Here is a 19131-nt window from a genome sequence, read left to right on the forward strand (position 1 = left end):
GCGCTGATTTCCCTTTAGAGGAAAACGGGATTAACCGATATGGGTTAAACCGCCCATGTACTTTTGCAGTACCGCAGGAATCGCAATGCGACCATCGGCTTGTTGGTAGTTTTCCAAAATCGCGACCATGGTACGACCTACTGCCAGACCAGAGCCGTTCAGCGTGTGCACCAGCTCAGGCTTCTTCTCGCCTTTGCGACGGAAACGCGCTTGCATGCGACGCGCTTGGAAATCCCACATATTGGAACAAGAAGAGATTTCACGGTAGGTTTCTTGCGCTGGAACCCAAACTTCCAAATCGTAGGTTTTGCACGAGCCAAAGCCCATGTCACCGGTACATAGGATCACTTTACGGTAAGGCAGCTCCAGCAGTTGCAGCACTTTTTCTGCATGGCCAGTCAGCTCTTCCAATGCCGCCATAGAATCTTCAGGGCGAGTGATTTGTACCAGTTCCACTTTGTCAAACTGGTGCATACGGATCAAACCCCGCGTATCACGTCCGTAAGAGCCTGCTTCAGAGCGGAAACATGGGGTATGCGCGGTCATTTTCAAAGGCAGTTGCGCTTCATCCAAAATCGTATCACGCACCAAGTTAGTCACTGGCACTTCTGCGGTTGGGATCAGCGATAGACGGCGTGGATCTTCATCACTGGCTTTCTCGGTCAGAGGCTCAGTGTGGAACAGATCTTGGCCGAATTTCGGTAATTGACCGGTACCGAACAAGGTTTCTGCGTTGACTAAATAAGGCACATACAGCTCAGTGTAGCCGTGTTGATCGGTGTGCAGATCCAACATAAATTGCGCGATCGCACGGTGCAGACGAGCAAATTGGCCTTTCATTACCACAAAACGTGCGCCGGTGATCTTGGTTGCGCTCGCAAAATCCAGACCGTCACCCATTTCACCCAAATCCACATGATCTTTGACTTTAAAATCATAAGTTTTTGGCGTGCCCCAACGAGAAACTTCCACGTTTTCGCTGTCATCTTTACCGTTAGGTACCGCATCATCTGGAAGGTTAGGTACGATTTGAGTGATCGCATCTAACTGCGCCATCACCGCATCCAGTTCCCCTTTTTTTGCATCCAGATCATCACCCAAAGTGCCGATTTGTTGCTTAACGGCGTCTGCGCCCGCTTTATCGCCAGACGCCATCAGTTGACCAATTTGCTTGGAGATCGAGTTACGCGTGGATTGTAAATTCTCAACTTCTACTTGAATGGACTTACGTTGTTCTTCAAGAGTACGGATCGTCTCCACGTCGAGTTTAAAACCGCGACGGGCCAATTTTGCAGCTGTTTCGTCCAGCTCAGTACGAAGTAATTTAGAATCCAGCATTGCTAATCCTATGCTTTAAGAGTTGCGAGAAAGCGCGTGTGCTTCCTTTTTAGCCAAAGCCACGCGTATTGAAATTTACCCTGCCAAAGATAACCAAAAGGCACTACTTTTCATAGCGCTTTTGTGGGCTTTTTGCGTCCAAATCCGCCAGATACGCTAACTTTTCAGCAATCTTAGTTTCTAGCCCACGTTGCGTCGGTTGATAGTAGCGAGTTGTACTGATTTCGGGTGGCAAATAGCACTCACCTGCGGCATAAGCACCCGGCTCATCATGGGCGTAACGGTATTCCTCGCCATAACCGAGATCTTTCATCAATCGCGTTGGGGCATTACGCAGATGCGGCGGTACTTCAAACTCAGGCAGATTATGCGCATCCGACAGCGCTTGTTTCCACGCAGTGTACACCGCATTGCTTTTCGGTGCGCACGCCAAATAGACAATCGCTTGAGCAATCGCGCGCTCGCCTTCTGCTGGACCTACGCGAGTAAAGCAATCCCACGCTGCGAGTGCCACTTGCATGCCCCGTGGGTCGGCATTACCAACATCTTCAGAGGCAATCGCGAGCAGACGGCGCGCGATATACAAAGGGTCACAGCCTGCGGAAATCATCCGAGCCGCCCAATACAGCGCCGCATCGGGATTTGAGCCACGAATCGATTTGTGCACAGCGGAAATCAGGTCGTACCAAATATCGCCTTTGTTATCAAAGCGCGAGACTTTTTCACCCGCCACTTCCGCCAGCAACGCCAGATCAATCTGTTTACGACCTTGCTCATCTTCATGTGCCATGTCATACAGCAGCTCAAGATAGTTGAGCGCCATCCGCGCATCACCATTGACCAATTCCGCTAAGCGATCCAGCACATTATCGACAAACACCGCTGAGAGTTGGCCAAGGCCACGTTCACGATCGGCAATCGCCTGCTGTACCGCTTGCAGAATTTCTGACTGGTTGAGCGAAGTGAGTTTATACACCCGCGCACGGGACAGCAGCGCGTTATTCAACTCAAACGAAGGATTTTCGGTGGTTGCACCAATAAAAGTCACCGTACCATCTTCGATGTGCGGTAAAAACGCATCTTGCTGCGATTTATTAAAGCGATGCACTTCGTCGACAAACAAAATGGTGCGCCGCCCACTGAGTTTATTTTCTCGGGCTTTTTCGATCGCGGCACGGATCTCTTTGACTCCGGACGTCACCGCCGATACGCGTTCCACTTCGGCATTGGCGTAGTTGGCTGCCACTTCGGCTAAAGTGGTTTTTCCTGTGCCCGGAGGTCCCCAAAGAATCATCGAGTGAATATGCCCCGCCTCTAATGCACGGCGCAGCGGTTTTCCCGGTCCCAAGATGTGTTGCTGACCAATATACTGCTCCACGGTTTGTGGACGCATACGGGCAGCTAACGGACGAAAATCTTCATCGCCGGAAAAATCTAAACTGTAATTACTCACTCGACTTAGTTCCTTGTTACTTGCTTAGTCACGCTGATCGTCAACTTCCACGCCTTTAGGCACTTTGTAGTTAAATAAGCTGGCGTTAGGCTTTTGCTGCTTCACCTTACTAAAGGTAAATTCGCTCTGCTGACCATCTTGCTCGATCACTTTAAAGCCTTGCACAACCCCTTTATCACTGATGGTGATTTGGAAGCGACCTTGGTTTGAATCCAGCGCGGTAGGCGTCAGGGTAAATACATCGCCCTTTTCTTCCACATGGTACGCATCCCAATCGCTGGCTTTGCTACGAGTCAGTAGCACAAAAGGCGTCTGCTCTAAAGCTTCTTCGGCGCGATACAAGGTGACCTGCTCCACGAAAGGATCGAAATGCCATAAGGTTGTGCCGTCAGAGACCAGTAAGTTTTCATCCGGCGTTTCGGTTTCCCAACGAAATAGGCTTGGACGAGCAATATCGACCTTGCCATTTCCGGTTAAGATCACTTTGCCCTCTGGGCTTAAGACTTGCTGATTAAAGGTCGCGCTAAAGCCGTCACTGATCGCTAAACGCTCACTTAAATTTTCTTTAGGGGCGGCAAGCGCCGAAAAACTACAAAATAATAAGGCTAACCATTTGTTCATGCTGACTCTACTCCAAGCGATATTGCCATCAGAATAATAACACAGCAAAAGAGTAAGCTTTTGCTGTCACTTACATGTCAATCATGGGTAAGAAACGATTGCCCACAACACTGTTTGAATTTTTTACCGCTGGCACAAGGGCAAGCGTCATTGCGGCCAATGCCTTTAAACGGATTGACACTTTGCGCTTTCGCACCAAGCATGGCTTCATCAGCCGCGAGGGCTACTTCATGCACCATCAAATTCAGTTGCTCGATCAAATCGGCCAAACTTGGCACTTGCTCGTAGCCGGCCGCCCGCATTTGTGCTTGGGTCTGCTCTTCATCCATCGCCAGCATTAAGCTGGTCAGCAGTGCTTGCAGCATGCGGATCGAGCCATCTGCAAACGCGCCTTGCTGCCACATCTCTTCCACCGCGGGCCATAGTTGCATAAAGCCTTGAGCAAAATCGGCTAAACCTTGCTCACGGGATGGTGCATGCTTAGCCAATAGCGCCAATAAATCATACTCGTTGGCTTTAAGCTGCTGGTATTGCAGATGAATCTGCTCGGTCACCGGCGATAATAACGCCTGATGCTGCTCAACAAACAGCTCTGATAGCCATTGCTCTGGATCGAGCGGACGAGTGGCAAAATTCGCCGCCAGCACCACGCCTTCAACAAAGAGTGCCGATTGAGGACACTCCAGCGCGCTAAGATCGATCAGGGAATAATTCATGAAAAATGCTTAATACAAGGAAAGTTGCCGCGCATTATAACTCAAAGCCTGCGAAGTGGCAGCTAGCAAGGCGTGGGATGGCAATTCGAATCGATGAGTGACATTTGTCAATGCTACTACTACAATCTCGCTCCCTTTGTTCAGCGCAAGCCGGTATTGATCACTATGCGAGTTATTTTAGGCCCAATGGAAGGCGTGTTAGACCATTTAATGCGTGACATGCTGACCCAAATTAATGACTACGACTTCTGTGTTACCGAATTTGTGCGCGTAGTCAATTTACGGCTGCCAGATCATGTGTTTTATCGTCTCTGCCCTGAGCTGCAATATGGTTCGAAAACGCCAGCGGGAGTACCGGTTAAAGTGCAACTGCTAGGGCAAGATCCACACTGGATGGCAGAAAATGCCATTCGCGCTGCCGAGCTCGGGGCCGATGGGATTGATCTCAATTTTGGTTGTCCAGCCAAAATGGTCAACCAAAGCAAAGGCGGTGCCGCGTTATTGCAGCATCCAGAGCTAATTTATCAAGTGGTCAAAGCGTGCCGTGACGCGGTACCTGGGCACATTCCGGTTTCGGCAAAAATTCGCTTGGGCTGGCAAGATCCGGAAGATTGCTTTGAAATTGTCGATGCCATCGCGCAAGCCAAAGCCGATGAACTGACCGTGCATGCACGCACCAAAGCCGATGGTTACAAGGCCAATGAAATCAAATGGCATTACATTGATCAAATTCGTCAACACTGCACCATTCCTTTAATTGCTAATGGTGAAGTGTGGAATTACGCAGATGGCCAAGCTTGTATCCAAACCACCGGTGTCGATTCACTCATGGTGTGCCGCGGCGCGCTCAACGTGCCGAATTTAGGCAATGTGGTCAAACACAATCACGCCGCCATGCCTTGGAATGAAGTGGTGGATTTGTTGCTGCGCTACACGCAATTTGAAGTGCGTGGTGACAAAGGCAAATACTATCCTAACCGAATCAAACAGTGGTTTGCTTACCTACGCCACGCTTACCCTCAGGCCAATGAGCTATTTGGTGAGTTACGCGCCTTGACTCAAGTTGAGCGGATCATTGATCAGTTACAGCGTTATCGGGATCAACTCCAGTCATCCTCAACCGAGCAATAGGCTGTCGTCGGCCAGCTCTTCGCCACGGACTTTGCTAAACATTTCAAGCAGTTCAGTAACGCCCATCTTGGCGCGTTGCTGACCGCTGACATCTAACACAATTTGGCCTTGGTGTAACATCACGGTGCGATCGCCACAGGCTAGCGCATCTTTCATCGAGTGAGTCACCATCATCACCGTCAAATTGAATTCGCTGACGATTTTTTTGGTGAGATCAATAATAAAAGCCGCCATACGTGGATCGAGCGCCGCGGTGTGTTCGTCAAGCAGCAGTAGTTTACTGTCGGCTAAGGTGGCCATCACCAAACTCACCGCTTGGCGCTGCCCACCAGAGAGTAAACCAATATTATCGGCTAAACGATCTTCTAACCCTAGACCAAGAATGCTGATCCGCTCTTGGAATAATTTACGCCGCTGACTCGATAGCGCCAAACTCCAGCCACGCTTTTTCCCACGCATATAAGCGAGCGCCATATTTTCTTCGATGGTCAGCGCCGCACAAGTTCCGGCTAATGGATCTTGAAATACCCGTGCACAGAGATTAGCACGCTGCGCCACACTCTGTTTCGTCACGTCCATCTCATCAATCACCACTCGCCCAGCGATGATCGGTGTTTCACCAGTGACAGCGCCAAGCAAAGTCGATTTCCCCGCGCCATTGGAGCCGATCACTGTTAAAAATTGCCGCTCTGGTACTGCTAAGCCGACACCGCGTAACGCGCGATTCTCCAAAATCGTCCCCGGATTAAAGGTAACTTGAATATCTTGTAAACGAATCATAGCTTTTCTCCGGATGCGTTAGTCGGCTGATCAGAGGACGAATGCAGCGTGGTATTGCGTTTTTTCGCCTGCCAATTTCGCTTCACTTTCGGCATGATCAGCGCTAATGCTACTAATACGGCAGTCACTAAGTTAAGATCTGACGCCTGCAAACCAAACATGCCAGAGCTAAGCGCAAACGCCACCGCTAAACGGTACAGCACCGAGCCAACGATCACCGCCACGACGGCTACCCATATTTTGCGGCCAGGGATCAAGGTTTGGCCTAAAATCACCGCGGCCAGCCCCACCACTATGGTCCCCACTCCAGAAGTGACATCGGCAAAACTGTTGGTTTGCGCAAATAAAGCCCCAGCAAAACCGACAAAACCGTTAGAAATCGCCAAACAGAAATAGGTGTAAAAAGCTGTGTTTGCCCCTTGGGCAGCGACCATACGCGCGTTAACGCCGGTGGCACGCAAACCCAAACCAAAATCACTATTGAGTAGCCTAACTACCAGCAACGCTGAAACGAGCACCAATACCCCGACCACCAATGGACGGATCAGTACCGCATCTCCCAATGCCTCAAATGGCGTCAAAATCGTCTCTTCGCCAAGCAAAGCAAGATTGGGACGCCCCATAATGCGGATATTGATTGAAAATGCCGCGATCATGGTCAGAATCGAGGCCAATAGATGCAAAATGCCGCAACGCACGGTCAAAAATGCGGTGACCCATCCGGTTGCTGCGCCAGCCACAATCGCTAACGCTGTAGCTAGCCAAGGATTCACCCCTGAAATAATCGCGGTTGCAGCCACCGCCGCACCCATAGGAAAACTGCCATCGACACTCAAATCAGGAAAGTCGAGCACCCGAAAAGTAAGATAAACACCCAGAGCCACTAAGCCATATAATAAGCCGAGCTCCAGCGCGCCAAAAAAGGCAAAAGCAGACATAACCACTCCTTTCTGCTTATTGAAATTGGAAAGCGCCAACGTGTTGAATAAACGCTGACCACTCAGTGCAGGGCAAGCCGCAACACCCAGTGGTTGAAACATCGCTTAGTTATTTGATGCTGGTCGCACGAGTCAGTACAGCTTCAGGAATGGTGATCCCAAGCTGGGCTGCCGCGGTTTGGTTGATCACCAGATCGGAGCCTTTGGCAACTTGTACATCAAGCGTTCCAGGCGCTTTGCCGGCCAGAATCGCAACCACATAGTCGGCGGTTTGCACGCCAATCTGGTAGTAGTCAAATCCTAAACTGGCAATCGCACCACGCTCTACATAAGAGGTTGCCGCGCCAAACACCGGGGTGTTGGCTTGATTCGCAGCCACGATCATGCCCTCAATCGCACTGGCCACCGTGTTGTCAATCAGCGCATAAATTACATCGGATTTTGCGGCAATCGCTTGAGTGGCGGATTGCACATCGGCGGTTTTCAGCGCGGTCGCTTCCACCAACTGTAAACCGTGCTTAGCGGTCGAAAGTTTCAGTAATTCGATAAGACTCACCGCATTGGCTTCGCCGGGGTTATACACCACGCCGATCGATTGCACATTGGGCAGGATCTCTTTAATCAATTCAATGTGCTGTTCAACGGGGGAAAGATCCGACAAGCCGGTCACATTTTTACCCGGTTGCGTCAGTTGCGAAACCAACTTAGCCCCGACAGGATCGGTTACCGCAGTAAAGACAATCGGAATCGTTTTGGTTGCGGAAGCCAGAGCTTGCGCGGTTGGAGTGGCAATCCCGACTAATACATCCGGTTTTTCACCGACCAATTGACGGGCAATTTGTACCGCAATGGCAGGGTTGCCTTGCGCGGTTTTGTAATCAAACTCTAGATTTTTGCCCTCTTCATAGCCTTTGGCTTTCAATCCATCGAGTAGCCCTTGGCGAGTTGCATCCAATGCGGGATGTTCCACAATTTGTGATACCGCAACTTTGGCTGTTTTGGCCATGATACTTTGGGAAGACAGTAGTGCAGCTCCGGCTAGAACAGCTGTAGCAATAATTTTACCTGCTTTCATCTTAACTCCTTGATATAAAGCTTAGTTTTTATGATGTTGTGAATGTTGTTGTTTTAATTATCCTTATTGGACACTTAAGGCGTCGCTGACAACATTATTACCCGTAACTTTAGGCAAAGGGAAGTGGGATTTAACAGTTAGACAACAGAAAAAGCTCAGAATTTAGTCAATGTCGAAAATGGAAGTGAAGTTAACTATCTCTCTTCCCAAACGACGTGGAGCGACAGAGGATGGTAGGTCAATTCAATCCCATCAGTCTAGATAGACTCTATGATTAAGATGACCCGGTAAAAGATGATCCCGATAACAGATAACCATAGGGAAGTAAGAGCAACTCTGCTAGAATGCGCCCCCTCTATAGGGTTCAACAAGTGCATGTGCCAAATCTTGATTTACCGACCCTATCTACCGTTTATCCTTAGGAGCCGATAATGATGACCGATCAAGAAAGAATCGAACTACAAAAAAACAACCCATTACACGGCCTTAAGTTAGAAACCTTACTGCAAGAGCTGGTGGATTTTTATGGCTGGGATATTTTAGATACAGCAATGCGCTTTAACTGCTTTCATACCAAGCCTTCGATTGCCAGCAGTGTCAAATATTTAAACAAGACCGAGTGGGCACGAGAAAAACTAGAAAATTTTTATCTCTATCGCTTTAAACGCATGCCTCGCGCTTCCAGTGAAGAGTTTAATCTCCCGCCACGCGCACGAACTTTCCCTCATGGCCTACAGCCTAAAGAACCAATGCAATTAACGGTAGACTCAATTTTGAAATCTCAGGCGAAAGCGGCCTCTGCTCATAAAGAAAGAACGTCTCGCAGTCGCCACACTCAGCGCTAACTTATCTTGACCTAATGGGATAGATTGCCTTGGCACACTGCAAGTTTCTGTGACCAACGATTCGATATGCTATTCGATATTCGTTGGTCACACTGATGGGACAAACAGCCTACACAGCCGCCTTAAAACCAACGAGTTAACGCGGTATCATCCAATTGGCGAAATGCACGATTTAATACCTGTGCCAGCTCTTTATAACGTGGTTTACTTTTGATCGGTTCCAATGCAAAACCGGTTTCCACAATCTTCATATACAGTTCGCGATACCAACTCGCCAACGCAGGGGGTAACAAAGTATTGGCGCGATGACCCAACCACCAAATTCCCTGTAGTGGCAAGCTTATCGCAAACAAAGCAACCACAATCGCTTGCGGCATCGCTTGCGCATTGGTAAACACCATTTGAGTCAGTATGCTAATCGCCGCCACCGCAGGCATCACTTTAATCGCAAAACGAGTCGCTTTAATCACACGCAGTTCAGGAAACAAAGGATTTAACTCTTTGCGCATCGGCCAACTATCCATGTACTTTTGGCCATCTTTTAGGCTATGCACTATGCCGACTCTATTATTACTCATCTCGACTTCCTCGCTGCTCTTGGCTCAAACTACTAAAATTTAGTTGAATGATTCAACAAAAGACGCAAAAACTTGACAAAAGCTAATATTGATTCAAATTTTTTTTGTTATCTTGGTTTATTATCGCTATGCTTTGCGAACTCTCAATCTCATTGTTGCCGTTAATTACCATTTAGGCAATATTGGGACGATTTCTGCACGGATTGCATCGACGCTTTATACTGACTTTGTCACGTCGCCACGATATGGAAATTGACGTTTTATTGACCTAGATTAGCGCGTGTTCACTGATGCGTCGTCTAATCTTGGTACTGATTTTATCCTAACCGATTATTACAGGTAGTCACTCATGTCTAAGCTGGTTTTAGTTTTAAACTGCGGTAGTTCTTCACTTAAGTTCGCGGTTGTTGACGCGCAAAGTGGTGAGCAACATCTTTCAGGTCTTGCTGAATGTTTACACCTTCCTGAAGCTCGTATCAAGTGGAAATTGGATGGCAAGCACGAAGCTCAACTGGGCGAAGGCGCAGCACACGATGAAGCACTGTCTTTCATCGTTGAAACTATTCTTGCTTCTAAGCCAGAACTGGCGGCTCAACTGAAAGCCGTTGGTCACCGTGTGGTACACGGTGGTGAGCAGTTCACTCAATCTGCACTGATTGATGATGCAGTACTGAAAGGCATCGAAGATTGTGCAACTCTGGCTCCACTGCATAACCCAGCACACATCATTGGTATCAAAGCGGCACAAAAAGCGTTCCCTGCACTACAAAACGTTGCAGTATTCGATACCGCGTTCCACCAAACTATGCCTGAAGAAGCATACCTGTACGCTCTGCCATACAAACTATACCAAGAGCACGCTATCCGCCGTTACGGCATGCACGGTACTTCTCACCTGTTCATCGCACGTGAAGCAGCTGAGCGTCTAGGTAAACCAGCTAATGAGCTGAACATCATCAACTGCCACTTAGGCAACGGTGCTTCAGTTTGTGCGATCAAAAACGGTCAATCAGTTGACACTTCTATGGGTCTGACTCCTCTGGAAGGTCTGGTGATGGGTACTCGTTGTGGCGATATCGATCCTGCGATCATTTTCCACCTACACGATGCACTGGGTTACTCTGTTGAACAAATCAACACTATGCTGACCAAAGAATCGGGTCTGCAAGGTCTAACTGAAGTGACTTCTGACTGCCGTTTCGTTGAAGACAACTACGGTCAAAAAGAAGAAGCAACCCGTGCGATGGATGTGTTCTGTCACCGTCTAGCCAAATACGTTGCAAGCTACACCGCTTGCCTAGATGGTCGTCTGGATGCGATCACCTTCACTGGTGGTATCGGTGAAAACTCTGCGCCTATCCGTGAAATGGTACTAAACCGTCTCGCGATCTTCGGCATTACCGTAGACAGCGCCGCTAACCTCAAAGCCCGTTTCGGTGGCGAAGGTGTGATCACGACTGCTGACAGCCGTATCCCAGCGATGGTTATCGCCACTAACGAAGAGTTAGTGATTGCAGAAGATACTGCACGTCTGACTAACATCTAATTCGACTTACACTGGCTAACTTACGTTAGCCAGTGTCATTTAGGGGCTCAGCGTAACCTGCGTTTGAGCTTGGTCTCTTTCAATCTAAACAGCTTAGATTGCTATACCTAAACAACTTAGCGTGACCGCTAGGCGGCAACAGTAAGTTGCAAAGGTATATCAATAGTGTGAGGTACTTTGCCAATGTCCCGTACTATTATGCTTGTCCCAATTAGCGCTGGCGTCGGTCTGACTAGCGTGAGCATGGGTCTCCTGCGCGCCATGGAGCGTAAAGGGGTTAGCGTTTCTTTCTATAAACCGATTGCACAGCCACGCACTGGCGGTGATCAACCGGATCTCACTTCGACGATCATGAGCCATAACAGTGACATCCAGATCGGTGAACCGATGAGTATGTCTGCTGCAGAAGCGCTGATCGGTAGCGAAAAGATGGACGTGCTGCTGGAAACCGTGGTTGAGCGTTATAACCAGATCAATAAAGGTGCAGAAGTCACTCTGATCGAAGGTCTGGTTCCGACTCGCAAACACCCTTTTGCAAACCAAGTGAACGCAGAAATTGCCAACACTCTTGGTGCTGAAATTGTGTTCGTTGCCACCCCAGGCACAAACAATCCAACCCAGTTGAAAGAGCGCATTGAAGTTGCGTGTTCTAACTTTGGTGGTACCAAAAACAAGAGCATTTCTGGCGTTATCATCAATAAACTCAATGCTCCGGTTGATGAAGCAGGCCGTACTCGCCCTGACTTATCCGAAATCTTTGATGATGCGGACAGCGCTAAGCAAGCCAACCTTGAAGTGATGCAAATCTTCAACACCAGCCCAATCCGCGTACTGGGTTGTGTGCCATGGAGTATCGATTTGATCGCAACTCGCGCAATTGATATGGCCAAACACCTCAAAGGCGAAGTGATCAACCAAGGCGACATCAATACTCGTCGTATCAAAAGCATCACTTTCTGTGCCCGCTCTATCCCACACATGATTGAGCATTTCAAACCTGGCTCATTGCTAGTGACTTCAGCCGATCGCCCAGATGTGATTGTTGCCGCAGCATTAGCGGCCATGAATGGTGTGGAAATTGGCGCCGTCTTGCTGACCGGCGGTTACGATATTCCAAATGAGATTGTTAAACTGTGTAAACCAGCTTTTGAAACTGGCCTGCCTATTTTCAAAGCGCAAGGTAACACATGGCAAACTTCGCTCAATCTGCAAAGCTTCAGCCTTGAAGTACCAGCGGATGACAAAGAGCGTATCGAATTTATCAGCGAGCACGTGGCAAGCCACATTGATGGTCCATGGGTTGACTCGCTGACTGAAGGCGCACAAGCATCTCGTCGCCTAAGCCCACCAGCCTTCCGTTATCAGTTAACCGAACTTGCGCGCCACGCCAACAAACGTATTGTTCTGCCTGAAGGTGATGAGCCACGTACCGTAAAAGCGGCGGCCATCTGTGCTGAGCGTGGTATTGCCCAATGTGTGCTGCTAGGTAACCCTGCGGAAATCAAACGTGTTGCTGCGCAACAAGGTGTTGAGCTGGGTGCAGGTATCGAGATTATCGATCCTGCGGTAGCCCGTGAGCAGTATATCGCTCGTCTGGTTGAGCTGCGTAAGAGCAAAGGCATGACCGAAGTGGTTGCACGTGAGCAACTGGAAGATACTGTGGTACTCGGCACTATGATGCTAGAGGGTAACCAAGTCGATGGTCTGGTTTCTGGTGCAGTACACACTACCGCCAACACCATTCGTCCACCTCTACAAATCATTAAGACTGCGCCAAACGCGTCTCTGGTTTCATCGATCTTCTTTATGCTACTGCCAGATCAAGTACTGGTGTACGGTGACTGTGCGATCAACCCAGATCCTAACGCTGAGCAACTGGCTGAGATTGCGATTCAATCTGCCGATTCTGCTGCCGCTTTCGGTATTGATCCTCGCGTAGCGATGATCTCTTACTCGACCGGAACTTCAGGTCAAGGCGCGGATGTGGATAAAGTTCGTGAAGCGACCCGCATCGCCAAAGAGAAGCGTCCTGATCTGGTGATTGATGGTCCTTTGCAGTATGACGCTGCAATTATGGAAAATGTTGCCGCCTCTAAAGCACCTAACTCGCCAGTCGCGGGTAAAGCAACCGTATTTGTCTTCCCAGATCTGAACACCGGTAACACCACTTACAAAGCGGTACAACGTTCAGCGGATCTGGTATCAATCGGTCCGATGCTGCAAGGTATGCGCAAGCCAGTCAATGACCTGTCGCGTGGCGCATTGGTTGACGATATCGTCTACACCATCGCCCTGACCGCGATCCAAGCCGGTCAAGAGCAGAAATAAATCGGTACGATTCAGCCCTTAATCTGCCAAGCCCCTGAGATTTCAGGGGCTTTTTTTATCTTGTTTGCATAAAAAAAGCGCGATCGGAATTTAAGATCGCGCTTTAGTCTGTCACAGACTGAATTTATGCCTCAGCGTATAAACAAGCCACCGAATGTCTATCCGAACCTTTAATCATAGGTTTAGTTTGTGCACATTCGACCGTCGCTTGAGGACAGCGGGTACGAAATACACAACCTGAAGGTGGATTGATTGGCGAAGGTAAATCCCCTTCCAACATCTGGATGGTTTTATTGCGCTCAAGGTTAGGATCGGGAATCGGTACCGCAGACATCAACGCTTTAGTATAAGGATGCAGAGGGTTGGTAAACAGAGCTTTGGTGACACCAAGCTCGACTGCATTACCTAAATACATCACTAATACGCGATCGGAAATGTGCTTTACCACTGACAGATCATGAGCAATAAATACCAAGCTCAACCCAAGTTCTTTTTGCAAATCTTTCAGTAAGTTAACCACCTGAGCTTGAATCGAGACATCCAATGCGGATACGGGCTCATCACAGATAATCATCTTCGGCTTGAGGATCAATGCCCGCGCAATACCAATCCGCTGACATTGACCACCAGAGAACTCATGCGGATAGCGGTTGATCACATTCGGTAACAGACCGACTTTGGCCATCATCTCTTTGACGCGATCTTTGACCTCTAGCTTGCTCAGCTCAGGATAGAAGGTTTGCAGCGGCTCCGCGATAATATCGCCTACCGTCATGCGTGGGTTGAGCGAAGCTAAAGGATCTTGAAAAATCATCTGGATTTGCTTGCGCGTGGCGCGACGTTTGACTTCCTGCATGCGGGTTAAATCTTGCCCTAGCCACACCACTTCACCGTGAGTCGCTTGCACTAAGCCGATAATGGCTCGCGCAAAAGTCGATTTACCACAACCCGACTCCCCCACCACACCTAACGTTTCCCCTTCATATAGGCGCACATTCACCCCATCTACCGCTTTCAGTGTCAACGGTTTGGTCCATGGCCACGCTGATTTAGGGGTGATGCTAAAGTGAACTTTGAGATCGTTAATCTCTAATAATAATTTTTTTTCTGCGTTCATTTGGCCCATGCCTCCCAATCCGAAAAACAAGCACGTTGACGATCATCACCAAATGGCAGCAAGATCGGTGCTTGACGCGTACAGCGATCCATCACTCGGTGACAGCGCTCTTGATAAGGACAGCCAACCGGTAAGCGCAATAAGTTGGGTGGATTACCCGGGATGGTCGGCAACACATCGCCTTCGGTATCCAAGCGGGGGATCGCCCTGAGCAGACCTTCTGCATAAGGGTGACTCGGGTTGTAGAAAATATCGTTCACTGAACCATACTCCATGGTACGGCCAGCATACATCACCAATACTTTGTCACAAGAGCCCGCCACTACTCCCAAATCGTGGGTGATCATAATGATCGCGGTATTGAATTCACGCTTAAGTTCGTTCAATAGCTCCATGATCTGCGCTTGCACCGTCACATCCAGTGCGGTGGTCGGCTCATCGGCAATCAACAGTTTCGGGCGGCACAACAGCGCCATCGCGATCATTACCCGCTGACGCATCCCGCCTGAAAACTCATGTGGATACATAGTGATACGCTGACGCGCTTCAGGAATTTTTACCGCTTCCAGCATACGTACCGACTCTTCAAATGCCTGCGCCTTACTCATCCCTTTGTGCAGCATCAACACTTCCATCAGTTGATCGCTCACCTTCATATAAGGGTTGAGTGAGGTCATCGGATCTTGAAAAATCATCGCGATTTGCTCAGCGCGCACTTTATTCAGTGCACGCTCGGGTAAGTTGAGGATCTCTTTGCCTTCAAACTTAGCACTACCAGTAATGGTGCCGTTTTTCGCCAGCAGGCCCATGATCGCAAATACGGTTTGTGATTTGCCTGAACCAGACTCACCAACAATGCCTAAGGTTTCTCCCTGCTTGAGTGAGAAATTGAGATCATTGACTGCGGTGACCGTACCATCTTGGGTGGCAAACTCGACACGCAGATCTTTGACATCTAATAAACTCATTATGACTTCCTTTATTTTAAGCTTGGTTTATCTGTCTTTAGGATCTAGCGCGTCACGCAGACCATCGCCAACATAGTTAAAGCAGAACAACGTCAACACCATAAATGTCGCCGGGAACAACAGTTGCCAAATTGCCACTTCCATTGTATTTGCGCCCTCTTGCAGCAAAGCGCCCCAACTGGTCATCGGCTCTTGCACACCAAGGCCAAGGAAAGAGAGAAAAGATTCGGTCAAAATCATACTTGGGATCAACAAGGTTGAATAAACCGCCACAATCCCCAGTACGTTTGGCACAATATGGCGAGTGATAATATTCCACTTGCTGACCCCACACACATGCGCCGCTTCAATAAACTCTTTAGTGCGCAGGCTTAGGGTTTGGCCACGAACAATCCGAGCCATATCCAGCCATGCAATCGCACCGATTGCCACAAAAATCAGCACGATATTGCGGCCAAAAAAGGTGACTAATACGATCACCAAAAACATAAATGGGATCGCGTATAAAATCTCCAAAATCCGCATCATGACTCGGTCAGTTCGGCCACCAATAAAACCGGAGGTCGCACCATACAAGGTGCCGATCAAGACCGCCACCAATGCACCCATGATGCCAACCATCAGCGAAATTCGCCCCCCGACTAAGGTACGCACAAACAAGTCACGCCCAAGCGCATCCGTACCAAACCAATGTTCAGCAGAGGGTGCCGCATGCATCGCATACCAATCAGTATCTTCGTAGCTATAAGCGGAAAACATCGGCAGGAAAATCACCGCCAAGGTGATCAACATCAGTATCAATAAACTCACCATCGCCGCTTTATTGCGCATAAAGCGAATCTTGGCGTCTTGCCATAAGCTGCGGCCTTGAATCTCGAGATTTTGTGAGAAATTTTCAATCGCTGCTAAGTGTTCTTTTTTGGTTAACATGATCGTAGTCCTATTAGTAGCGAATTTTCGGATCGATATAAGCGAGCAGAATATCGACAATCGCGTTAAACAGTATAAATAGGAAGCCGATCAGAATCGTGATCCCCATAACCAGAGAATAATCTCGGTTAAACGCAGCGTTCACAAATAACTTGCCAATGCCAGGTAAGCCAAAAATGGTCTCAATCACCACAGAGCCGGTGATAATGCCAACAAATGCTGGCCCCATATAAGACACCACTGGCAGCATGGCTGGCTTGAGCGCATGTTTGATCACGATATAACGGTAGCTAAGCCCTTTGGCACGCGCAGTACGAATAAAGTTGCTGTTGAGTGTTTCAATCATCGAGCCGCGGGTGATACGCGCAAAGGTGGCTACATACAACAATGACATACCAAGCACTGGCAGTGCCATATAGCGAAAGCCGCCATCTTGCCACCCACCAGCCGGAAACAGACTGAAGTGAATCGAGAACAGATAAATTAAGACCGGAGCCAACACAAAAGAGGGCATCACCACCCCGATCATTGCGGTCGACATAATGGTGTAGTCAACCCAGGTATTGTGCTTCAACGCCGCAATGGTGCCGACAGTTACCCCCATAATGACCGTGAAAATAAACGCCGCCAGACCAATTTTTACCGAAACCGGCAATGCACTGCTGATCAGTTCATTCACCGTATAATCTTTGTATTTAAACGAGGGGCCAAAATCACCCTGTACAATATTGGTTAGATAGGTCAGATACTGCTCTGATACTGGTTTGTCGAGACCATATTTCGCATTGATATTGGCCATCACTTCCGGCGGTAGCGGACGTTCTGAAGAAAATGGGTTACCTGGCGCGTAGCGCATAAGAAAAAAAGATAGCGTGATCAATACCAACATGGTTGGGATTGCTTCAAATATCCTTTTTGCAATGAATTTAAGCATAAACTCACTCTTTCAATCTGTGACAAAAATGAAAAGACCCTGCATGTGAATTTCACATGCAGCGCCGAGATTACTTATAGTTTTATAGTTCGATTATTGAGCTTTAATGTAGAGATCTTTGGCATAGACCTTATCTTCCGCATTATTGGTTGGATAACCGCCAACGGTTGGAGAGACCAGTCGTGAGATGACATATTGATAAATTGGTGCAATCGGCATATCACGCGCCAACAACTTCTCCGCATCCGCATACAGTTTTTGACGCTCCTGCTCAGATGTAGACGTCATGGCTTTTTCGAGCGTCGCATCATACTCAGCACTGTAGTACTTCGCATCATTCGACGAGTTACTTGACATCATCAAGGTTAAGAACGACGATGCTTCGTTATAGTCACCACACCACCCTGCACGTGTTGCATCAAAATTACCTTGACGACGCGTATCGAGGAAGGTTTTCCACTCTTGGTTTTCCAATGCGATATCGACCCCTAAGCCAGTTTTCCACATTGATTGGATCGCAGTGGCAATTTTCTTGTGGTTTTCGGATGTGTTATAGAGCAAAGTAAATTTGAGTGGATTGGCTTTATTGTAGCCTGCCGCTTCCAATAATGTTTGGGCTTCCGCAATTCGCTGTTTCTGGGTCATTTTGCCGTAAGCCGGCATTTCAGCAGCAAACCCTGCGGTAATTTCCGGCGTCAAGAAGAAGGCGGGTTTTTGACCTTGCCCCAAGATTGCATCTGAAATCACATCACGATCAATCGCATATGATAGGGCTTGACGTACTCGGACATCATCAAATGGTGCTTTAGCGGTATTAAAACCGTAGTAATAAGTACAAAGTTGACCTTGTACCAGTACCGATTGTGGATGCTCTTTTTTCAAACGCTTGAAATGCTCAAGTGGCAGTTCGTTGGTGATCTGAATCTCACCAGACAAGAAACGGTTCATTTCTGCTACTTGGTTTTCAATCGGCAGATAAGTCACTTTGTTAATGACGGTGTGTTTATCATCCCAGTATTGGGGGTTACGTTTAAGCTCTAAACGCTCGTTAACCACCCATTTATCCAGCACATAAGCACCGTTACCGACATAATTTTCAGGCTTGGTCCATTGTTCGCCATGTTTTTCGATGGTCGCACGGTGAACCGGTTTTACTGTAGTGTGCCCCATCATCATCACAAAATACGGTACCGCGCTTTCCAATTCAAAGCGCAGGGTTTTGTCATCCAGAGCCGTAACACCCAAGGTGGATTTGTCTTTTTCCCCAGCGATGATCTCTTTAGCATTCTTCATCTTGGTGTATTCCATATACCAAGAATAGGGCGAAGCTGTTGCCGGATCGACCGCACGTTGAAAGCTGTACACGAAATCGTGCGCCGTCACCGGATCACCGTTAGACCATTTGGCATCAGGACGAATATGGAAAGTAAAGGTGGTGTTATCGGCCGTTTCCCAACGTTCGGCTACTCCAGGAACCACATTACCATTAGCATCCTGATTGACCAGACCTTCTAACAGATCACGGATCACGTTGGATTCAGGAACACCTTCGGTTTTGTGTGGGTCGAGAGAGGCAACTTCGGTACCGTTACCGCGCACCAATTCTTGCACGGGAGCCAGTTTAGTACCCGCAGGGACGTTTGCAGCAACAGAGGTCAATGATGTGGCGGCCACCGCCAAGCCAGCACTGAGCAGCAGTGCTTGGGTGATTTTGTTCTTATACATGCATAAACTCCAAGTTTTAATATTGCATCCATGACATCCATGTCAGGTATTCAGAACGGCTGATAGTTGTTGTATAAGTATTGAACAAAAACAACTTATACCTGGCAC

General features: G+C 48.4%; 17 protein-coding genes. 4 read left to right on the forward strand and 13 right to left on the reverse strand.

The features are described from left to right. Nucleotides 1–30: 30 nt before the first annotated feature. From serS to G7083_RS01315, 4 genes are all read right to left on the reverse strand, one after another. Nucleotides 31–1338: a serine--tRNA ligase gene (serS, locus tag G7083_RS01300; protein ID WP_166013218.1), complete on the reverse strand. Its 1308-nt coding sequence runs from the start codon at nt 1336–1338 to the stop codon at nt 31–33. Nucleotides 1339–1441: 103 nt separating this feature from the next. Next, nucleotides 1442–2791 (reverse strand): replication-associated recombination protein A, encoded by a 1350-nt coding sequence (locus G7083_RS01305; RefSeq protein ID WP_166013219.1) that lies wholly within the window; start codon nt 2789–2791, stop codon nt 1442–1444. Nucleotides 2792–2815: 24 nt separating this feature from the next. Continuing rightward, entirely contained in the window at nt 2816–3412 is a 597-nt protein-coding gene (gene lolA / locus G7083_RS01310) for an outer membrane lipoprotein chaperone LolA (protein ID WP_166013220.1), read from the reverse strand. A gap of 77 nt (nt 3413–3489) precedes the next feature. Continuing rightward, nucleotides 3490–4128, reverse strand: a complete 639-nt coding sequence (locus G7083_RS01315; RefSeq protein ID WP_166013221.1) for a YecA family protein — start codon at nt 4126–4128, stop codon at nt 3490–3492. A 165-nt stretch (nt 4129–4293) separates the two neighbouring features. On the opposite strand from G7083_RS01315, the gene dusC reads away from it, so the two are divergent. Continuing rightward, nucleotides 4294–5259, forward strand: a complete 966-nt coding sequence (gene dusC / locus G7083_RS01320; protein ID WP_166014966.1) for a tRNA dihydrouridine(16) synthase DusC — start codon at nt 4294–4296, stop codon at nt 5257–5259. Here dusC and G7083_RS01325 read toward each other — a convergent pair. The 3 genes from G7083_RS01325 to G7083_RS01335 form a co-directional block, all read right to left on the reverse strand. Continuing rightward, nucleotides 5245–6039, reverse strand: coding sequence for an ABC transporter ATP-binding protein (locus G7083_RS01325; RefSeq protein ID WP_166013222.1), 795 nt, complete (start codon nt 6037–6039; stop codon nt 5245–5247). The genes dusC and G7083_RS01325 overlap by 15 nt on opposite strands. Next, nucleotides 6036–6977, reverse strand: a complete 942-nt coding sequence (locus G7083_RS01330) for an ABC transporter permease (protein ID WP_166014967.1) — start codon at nt 6975–6977, stop codon at nt 6036–6038. Before G7083_RS01330 ends, G7083_RS01325 begins: the two co-directional genes overlap by 4 nt. Before the next feature lie 109 nt (nt 6978–7086). Further along, on the reverse strand, nt 7087–8052 hold the full coding sequence (locus G7083_RS01335; RefSeq protein WP_166013223.1) for an ABC transporter substrate-binding protein: 966 nt from the start codon (nt 8050–8052) through the stop codon (nt 7087–7089). Between the two features lie 434 nt (nt 8053–8486). Between G7083_RS01335 and G7083_RS01340 the strand changes: the two genes are divergently transcribed. Continuing rightward, complete coding sequence (locus G7083_RS01340; RefSeq protein WP_000131944.1) at nt 8487–8897, forward strand: VF530 family DNA-binding protein; 411 nt, start codon at nt 8487–8489, stop codon at nt 8895–8897. A 122-nt stretch (nt 8898–9019) separates the two neighbouring features. Here the strand turns inward: G7083_RS01340 and yfbV are convergent, their stop codons facing one another. After that, the gene (gene yfbV, locus G7083_RS01345) at nt 9020–9475 is read right to left on the reverse strand and encodes a terminus macrodomain insulation protein YfbV (RefSeq protein ID WP_166013224.1); all 456 of its coding nucleotides are present in this window, start codon (nt 9473–9475) and stop codon (nt 9020–9022) included. A gap of 349 nt (nt 9476–9824) precedes the next feature. Here yfbV and G7083_RS01350 point away from each other — a divergent pair, with 349 nt between their 5' ends. Further along, entirely contained in the window at nt 9825–11021 is a 1197-nt protein-coding gene (locus G7083_RS01350; RefSeq protein ID WP_166013225.1) for an acetate kinase, read from the forward strand. Nucleotides 11022–11204: 183 nt separating this feature from the next. Continuing rightward, nucleotides 11205–13349, forward strand: a complete 2145-nt coding sequence (gene pta / locus G7083_RS01355; RefSeq protein WP_166013226.1) for a phosphate acetyltransferase — start codon at nt 11205–11207, stop codon at nt 13347–13349. 124 nt (nt 13350–13473) lie between these two features. Here pta and oppF read toward each other — a convergent pair whose 3' ends face one another. The 5 genes from oppF to G7083_RS01380 form a co-directional block, all read right to left on the reverse strand. Beyond that, nucleotides 13474–14466, reverse strand: a complete 993-nt coding sequence (gene oppF, locus G7083_RS01360) for a murein tripeptide/oligopeptide ABC transporter ATP binding protein OppF (protein ID WP_166013227.1) — start codon at nt 14464–14466, stop codon at nt 13474–13476. Further along, nucleotides 14463–15434, reverse strand: a complete 972-nt coding sequence (locus tag G7083_RS01365; protein ID WP_166013228.1) for an ABC transporter ATP-binding protein — start codon at nt 15432–15434, stop codon at nt 14463–14465. Before G7083_RS01365 ends, oppF begins: the two co-directional genes overlap by 4 nt. Before the next feature lie 27 nt (nt 15435–15461). Further along, a complete protein-coding gene (oppC, locus tag G7083_RS01370; RefSeq protein WP_166013229.1) occupies nt 15462–16364 on the reverse strand; it encodes an oligopeptide ABC transporter permease OppC in 903 nt (300 codons plus the stop codon). Between the two features lie 13 nt (nt 16365–16377). After that, nucleotides 16378–17298, reverse strand: a complete 921-nt coding sequence (gene oppB, locus G7083_RS01375; protein WP_166013230.1) for an oligopeptide ABC transporter permease OppB — start codon at nt 17296–17298, stop codon at nt 16378–16380. Nucleotides 17299–17391: 93 nt separating this feature from the next. Further along, nucleotides 17392–19023, reverse strand: a complete 1632-nt coding sequence (locus G7083_RS01380) for an ABC transporter substrate-binding protein (protein ID WP_166013231.1) — start codon at nt 19021–19023, stop codon at nt 17392–17394. Between the last annotated feature and the right edge of the window lie 108 nt (nt 19024–19131).

The organism is Vibrio sp. HDW18, from assembly GCF_011306175.1.
In the GTDB taxonomy this organism is placed as follows: domain Bacteria; phylum Pseudomonadota; class Gammaproteobacteria; order Enterobacterales; family Vibrionaceae; genus Vibrio; species Vibrio chanodichtyis.

What these genes read in the sequence shown, in the direction of transcription:
- serS (WP_166013218.1), bottom strand. Translation starts at nt 1,338, where the DNA reads ATGCTGGATTCTAAATTACTTCGTACTGAGCTGGACGAAACAGCTGCA.
- lolA (WP_166013220.1), bottom strand. Translation starts at nt 3,412, where the DNA reads ATGAACAAATGGTTAGCCTTATTATTTTGTAGTTTTTCGGCGCTTGCC.
- G7083_RS01315 (WP_166013221.1), bottom strand. Translation starts at nt 4,128, where the DNA reads ATGAATTATTCCCTGATCGATCTTAGCGCGCTGGAGTGTCCTCAATCG.
- dusC (WP_166014966.1), top strand. Translation starts at nt 4,294, where the DNA reads ATGCGAGTTATTTTAGGCCCAATGGAAGGCGTGTTAGACCATTTAATG.
- G7083_RS01325 (WP_166013222.1), bottom strand. Translation starts at nt 6,039, where the DNA reads ATGATTCGTTTACAAGATATTCAAGTTACCTTTAATCCGGGGACGATT.
- G7083_RS01330 (WP_166014967.1), bottom strand. Translation starts at nt 6,977, where the DNA reads ATGTCTGCTTTTGCCTTTTTTGGCGCGCTGGAGCTCGGCTTATTATAT.
- G7083_RS01335 (WP_166013223.1), bottom strand. Translation starts at nt 8,052, where the DNA reads ATGAAAGCAGGTAAAATTATTGCTACAGCTGTTCTAGCCGGAGCTGCA.
- G7083_RS01340 (WP_000131944.1), top strand. Translation starts at nt 8,487, where the DNA reads ATGACCGATCAAGAAAGAATCGAACTACAAAAAAACAACCCATTACAC.
- yfbV (WP_166013224.1), bottom strand. Translation starts at nt 9,475, where the DNA reads ATGAGTAATAATAGAGTCGGCATAGTGCATAGCCTAAAAGATGGCCAA.
- G7083_RS01350 (WP_166013225.1), top strand. Translation starts at nt 9,825, where the DNA reads ATGTCTAAGCTGGTTTTAGTTTTAAACTGCGGTAGTTCTTCACTTAAG.
- pta (WP_166013226.1), top strand. Translation starts at nt 11,205, where the DNA reads ATGTCCCGTACTATTATGCTTGTCCCAATTAGCGCTGGCGTCGGTCTG.
- oppF (WP_166013227.1), bottom strand. Translation starts at nt 14,466, where the DNA reads ATGAACGCAGAAAAAAAATTATTATTAGAGATTAACGATCTCAAAGTT.
- G7083_RS01365 (WP_166013228.1), bottom strand. Translation starts at nt 15,434, where the DNA reads ATGAGTTTATTAGATGTCAAAGATCTGCGTGTCGAGTTTGCCACCCAA.
- oppC (WP_166013229.1), bottom strand. Translation starts at nt 16,364, where the DNA reads ATGTTAACCAAAAAAGAACACTTAGCAGCGATTGAAAATTTCTCACAA.
- oppB (WP_166013230.1), bottom strand. Translation starts at nt 17,298, where the DNA reads ATGCTTAAATTCATTGCAAAAAGGATATTTGAAGCAATCCCAACCATG.
- G7083_RS01380 (WP_166013231.1), bottom strand. Translation starts at nt 19,023, where the DNA reads ATGTATAAGAACAAAATCACCCAAGCACTGCTGCTCAGTGCTGGCTTG.